3 protein-coding genes are annotated in these 5,757 nt (G+C 74.7%); 2 read left to right on the forward strand and 1 reads right to left on the reverse strand.

Annotation, left to right across the window (positions count from 1 at the left end):
- Positions 1-311: peptidoglycan-binding domain-containing protein (locus ADK60_RS19220; RefSeq protein ID WP_063783196.1), on the forward strand; the 311-nt coding region annotated here is incomplete at its 5' end.
- Between the two features lie 156 nt (positions 312-467).
- Positions 468-3,326, forward strand: coding sequence for an ATP-binding protein (locus ADK60_RS47705; RefSeq protein ID WP_053647557.1), 2,859 nt, complete (start codon positions 468-470; stop codon positions 3,324-3,326).
- Between the two features lie 127 nt (positions 3,327-3,453).
- On the opposite strand, the gene ADK60_RS19230 is transcribed toward ADK60_RS47705, so the two are convergent.
- Positions 3,454-5,406 (reverse strand): glycoside hydrolase family 20 protein, encoded by a 1,953-nt coding sequence (locus ADK60_RS19230; protein WP_079008509.1) that lies wholly within the window; start codon positions 5,404-5,406, stop codon positions 3,454-3,456.
- Between the last annotated feature and the right edge of the window lie 351 nt (positions 5,407-5,757).

The following is a 5,757-nucleotide window of genomic DNA, read 5'->3' on the forward strand; positions in this document are numbered from 1 at the left end:
CCGCATCCCCCGCCAGGACTCCCGTGAGCGCGAGCGCGAGCGCCACCGCCCCCGCGGTCCGCCCGCTGCGCCGCGGGGACGAGGGGCGGGACGTGGAAAGGCTGCAGGACCGCCTCCTCCGGGCGAACTGCGTGCGGGACAACGTGCCGTACCGCCCGGGGCAGTTCGACGCCGCGACCGCGGATTTCCTCGCGGCCTTCCAGCGCGCGGCCGGCATCCGGGGCGCGGAACGTGACCGAGGGGAGTACGGCGATCAGACCCGCGCGGCTCTGGAGGGACCGGGCGCCCGCCCGACCTGCCGGCGCCCGTAGCCAGGACGTCCCCCCGAAGGCCCACCCGCGCGCCCGACGGCAGGCCGCCCCCCGGCCGCCCCGGCGTCCCGGTGCCGGGGTGGTTACCGTGGACGACGAAGGCCGGCGTTCCCTCCTGCCCCGGGAAGGCCGCGGGCAGGACAGGAGGAGCCGGTTGTGGACGACCAGGGTGACGGCAGGGCCTTCCTCGGCGTGCACGGCGTCGCGTTCGCGGGCCGGGACGCCGAAATGCTCGCGCTGCTGGGCGCGGTGTCCGGGGTGCGTCCGGCGGTGGTGCTGGTGGAGGGCGAGGCGGGGATCGGCAAGTCCCGGCTGGTCGCGGAGGCGTCCGTAGCGCTGCGCGCGCGGGGTCTGCGGGTGCTGGCGGGCGGGTGTCATCCATTGCGTGAGCCGCTGGCGTACGGGCCGGTGATCGACGCGCTGCGCCGGATCGGGCCGTGGCTGCCGCCGGTGGAGCGGCTGGGCGCCACGGCGGGCGTGCTGGCACCGCTGCTGCCCGACCTGGCCGGCGCGCTGCCGAAGCCGCCGCCCGGCCTGCCGCCGGAGGTCTCGGTGTCCGGATCAGGACGGTTCTGGGTGGTCTCGGCGGTGCGGACGGTGTTGGAGGCCGTGGCGCCGGCGGTGCTGGTGGTGGAGGACGTGCACTGGGCGGACGAGGCGACCCGCGAACTGCTCCTGTTACTGGCCCGGGACATGCCGGGCGACGTCGCGCTGGTGCTCACCTACCGGGGGGAGGAGCTGCCGGGCGGGCGGCCGGTGCTGGGGGTGCCGTTCCGGCGTCCGCCGGGCACGGGCGGGGTCGAGATCCGGCTCGGTCCGCTGGGTGAGGCGGAGCTGAGGGCGATGGCGCGGGAGGCGCTGGGCGGCGATCCGGCGCCGGCCCTGGTGCGGACCCTGCTGGAGCGCAGCGGGGGACTGCCACTGGTGATCGAGGAGGACCTGATCAGCCTCGCGCGTTCACCGGGCGGGGCGGACCCGGCGGCCCTGCGGGTGCCCCGCAGCCTCGGCGAGGTGCTGGCGGAACGGACCGGACGGCTCGGCCCCGACGCGGCGGCCCTGGTCGGTGCCTCGGCCGTACTGACCGTTCCGGCAGGAGCCGCGCTGCTCGCCGAGGCCGCCGGGCTGGACGAGGAGCGGGGCGACGCGGCGCTGCTGGAGGCGCTCGACGCCGCGGTGCTGCGGCAGGTCGGTCCGGACACCTACGGATTCGCGCACGTCCTGGCCCAGGAGGCGGTGTACGACGCCCTGCCGGGGCCGGTCCGCAACCGCGCGCACCGCCGTGTCCTGGACGTGCTGCTGGCCCAGGATCCGCCGCCGCTGGTGCAGATCGCCCACCACACCCGTGCGCTGGGTGACCGGGAGGCCTGGCTGCCCCGCGCCCGGGCCGCGGCCGACCAGGCCACCGCGGTCGGCGACACGGGTACCGCCGCCGCGCTGCTGAACGAGATCATCGAGCAGCCCGACCTCACCCCGCGGGAACTTGCCCATGCCGCCTGGGCCCTGTCCTACACGGCCTCGGTCGGCACCGAGGCCGCCACCACGGTCAGGATCCTGCGCCGGATCCTGACCGTGGCCGGTCTGCCGGAGGAGGTGCGCGGCCGGATCAGGACGAGCCTCGGGGCGCTGCTGATCTACCAGGTCGGAGACCTGGCGGGCGAGCAGGAGATCGTGACCGCCCTGGCGGAGGTGGGCGACAACGCCCCGGTCACCACCGCCCGGATCCTGAGCTACCTGGGCCTGTCGCAGACCGACCGCTTCACGCTTGCCGAGCAGCGGGTCTTCGTCCGGCGCGGCTACGACCTGCTGGCGGCCGTCGAGAGCCGAAACGCCCGGCAGATCATGGACGTCGCCCGCATCTTCCTGCAGGGCGTGGTGGCGGACCCGGCCCTCCCCGAGGTCCTGGCGGCGTTGCCCCGCGACGGCGAGGTTCCCGTGCTCCAGGGCACGGCCATCAGCGTCTTCAGTATCGCCGAGACCTGGCTCTGCGTCGGGCACGACACCTGGTCCGCGAGTGCCGTCGAGGAACTGCGGGCGATGGCACCGCGCACCCACCTGCCCGTACTGGATCCCTACCTGGACACCTTCCGGGTCGTGCTCGACTGGCAGGCCGGGCACTGGGACGAGGCGGAGCGTGGACTGGAGACCCTCCACGAGCGTCACCCGGACAACCCGCTGCGGTCCGGCGGATTGCTGGCGGCGGTGCGGGGGCTGACCGCCGCCGCCCGGGGTCTGACCGCGCAGGCGGCCGCGCTGTTCGACGCCGCGCTCACCCGGGGACCGCACCTGGACCTGTTCGGCGCCGCGGCCGGGCGGGCCCGGCTCCACCTCGCCCGCAACGACCCTCAGGCCGCCTGGCGGACCCTGACCGACCCGTTCGACTTCCTGGGATTCCTGGACCGCAAGGAGGCCTGGGGCTACGCCTGGGACCTCGTGCCCACCGCCGTCGAGACCCTGCTCGCCCTCGACCGCGTCGACGAGGCCCGGGACCTCACCGAACGCCACGCCAACGCCCTCGGCGGCCGTGACGCCCCCGGCGCCGTCGCCGAACAGCACCACTGCCGCGGCCTGCTGCTGGCCGCCACCGATCCCGACGCCGCGATGGCCGCCTTCGACCTCCCGGCGGCGCGGTGGAGCGACATCGGCCGTCCCTACCGGGCCGCCCTCGCCGCCGAACGCTCCGCCCGCACCCGGACCGGCCTCGATCGCACGGAGACCCGCCTGGCCGGCCCGATCGCCGTCTTCGAGCGCCTCGGCGCGACCTCCGACGCGGCCCGCTGCCACCGCCTGCTGCGCGAACGCGGCCGACAGACCACCAACCCGCGCGGCCGGGGCGGCTACGGCGACCGGCTCTCCCCGCGCGAGGAGCAGATCCGCGAGCTCCTCGCCGTCGGCGCCACCAACAAGGACATCGCCGCCGCCCTCTTCCTCTCCACCCGCACCGTCGAGAACCACGTCGCCCGGGTCCTCGCCAAACTCCGGACCACCCGCGCCGACCTCGCCGACGGGGCGGCCTGAGCACCGCGGTGCGCTCGCCCGGACGGCGGTCCCCGCGGTCCGTGCCCACCGCCCACGACGGCCTGTGCTCCGCCACCCGGTCGGGCGGCGGGGCACAGGCCGGAGCGCGACCGGGCCGGTCAGCCGGTCAGCCGGACGCCGGCACCGGCGCGCCGGTGCCGCCCGGCGGGCCGCCGTAGACCTCGATCTCGTAGAGCGAGTAGCCCCAGGAGGTCCCTCGTGCGGTGCCGTACATCCGGATGTACCGGCCGGAGCCGGACAGGCCGGTGAGGTCCTGGACGCCGCCGGTGCCGGACGTGACGGAGGCGATGGTGCGCCAGGTGGCGCCGTCGTCGGACACCTGGATCCGGAAGGCCCTGCCGTAGGCGGTCTCCCACCGCAGCACGACACGGTTCACCGCCTGCGTCGAGCCCAGGTCGACCTGCAGCCACTGCGGGTCGCCGTAGGCGCTCGACCAGCGGGTGCCGCCGTCGCCGTCGGTGGCGAACGCGGCGGGGAAGTCGGGGGTCTCGGTGCTGGAGGCGGTGGTCGGCCGGTTGCGGGCCAGGTTGCCGGGTCCGCCGGTGCCGGGCCAGGCGGGGTTGTGGCCGACGGCGGCGGCGATCGGGACGAACGACGCGTAGGCGGCTGTCGGCCTGGGTGATCCCCAGGTCTGCTGGGCGAGTCCCCGGAGCGGGTACATGATGCCGGCGGCGATCTGCGCCTCGGTCTCGGCGGCGGGGTTGTCGCACCAGACGTGGATCAGCGAGCCGGGGTTCCCGGTCGGGTCGGTGAGGGTCCGGCCGCCCTGGAAGAGGTCCGGCGTCCAGGTCTCGTACATCCACCTGGTGTCGGGCTTGGCGCCGCCGAGCACGTAGTAGGTCGGGGTCCAGGACTCGTTGGCGACCCGGTGCCCGGCGGCGGCCAGCTGCTGGGGGGTGAGGCCGTAGTCGTACCAGTACTCGACCAGGATGCCGGGGTCGGGGGCGACGGTGCCGTCACCGGCCTTGATCCCGTCGTTCCACATCCGGGTGGTCTTGCCGGCGGCCCGTACCAGTGCGTCGGACCAGTTGACGAAGCCGTAGTAGGTGTCCTTGGCGGTCGCGTTCGCGCCGTAGTGGGCGCGGGCGTAGGCGAGCAGCTGGGGGTAGCGGCTGTAGTCGTCGACGTACTCGTCGGCGCCGATGTGCCAGTAGGGGGCGGGGAACAGCGGCAGGTACTCGTTGATCAGGTCCTTGATCAGCGTGTAGGCCCCGGGGTTCGAGAGGTCGATGAAGGCGGGGTCGGCCGCGCCGGAGCTGTTGCGCAGCGCGAGTTCGGGGTGGGCGGCCAGGATCGGGTTCATGTGCCCGGGGGTGTCGATCTCGGGGACGACGGTGATGTGGTACTTCCGGCCGAGGGCGACCAGGTCGGCGATGTCCTGCTTGGAGTAGTGGTCGGCGGAGACGATCTCCGGGTGGGTGGAGCTCTCCAGGCGGAAGCCGTAGGTGTCGGACAGGTGGAAGTGGAAGTAGTTGAGCTTGAGGTAGGCCAGCTCCTTGATGTGCTGCTTCACCCAGTCGACGGTGAAGTACTTCCGGCCCTGGTCGATCATCAGCCCGCGTTCGGTCTTGGCCGGCCAGTCGACCGCCGTCCCGGCCGGCACGGTGGGCGCCTGGTGGAGCAGTTGGAGGAGCGTCCGGGTGCCGTAGAACGCGCCGGTGGTGGTCCCGGCCCGGACGGTGGCCGAGGCGGCGACGGTCAGCCGGTAGCCCTCGGCGGGCAGGGTGTCGTCGCCGAGGGTGAGGGCGATGTCGCCCGCGCCGGCGGTGCCGACGACCACCGGGACGTGACGGCCCGCCAGCAGGCCGAGGTCGTCGGCGAAGGTGGCGGCGTCCTCGGCGAGTCGGGCTCCGTGGACGGGGTCGAGGACGATCCGGCTCGCGGTGGTGAAGGTGTACGAGCCGCTGTCGGCGGTCCACTGGCGCAGCGCGGGCACGGTCTGCGGTGGCGCGGCGGCGGTGCCGGCGGCGGCGGTGGCACGGTCGGCGGACGCCGAGCCGGGCAGGACGAGGGCCGCCGCGGTGCAGACGACCACGGTCAACAACCTGAGCAGTCTCATGGGGAGCTCCGGAGGCAGGCGGGGGAGACCCGGGGACGGAGGAGCGGACGTCGGGCGGGCCGGGGATCGGCCGGGGCGAAGGCCCGGTCCCGGGTGGCCGCGTCAGGGACGAACTCGCACCAGTGCAACGCAGAGTCGGTGATCGAGTCAACAGCTGCTCGAAACGCGGCTGGATCGCGCATGATCGCGCACAGTTGTTGACGCGGGGCGGATTCCAGGGCCCGAGGACCGGCCTGCGCACTGCCCGGCCGCTGTCGTCGACTTCGTCATCGTCGACCACAGGTGACCGGACCTCGCCCGGTCGGGTGGCGCGGGTCCCTCCTGCGCTCCCACCGGGTCCGCCCCCCACCG

This window comes from Streptomyces sp. XY431 (assembly GCF_001279805.1).
GTDB lineage: Bacteria > Actinomycetota > Actinomycetes > Streptomycetales > Streptomycetaceae > Kitasatospora > Kitasatospora purpeofusca.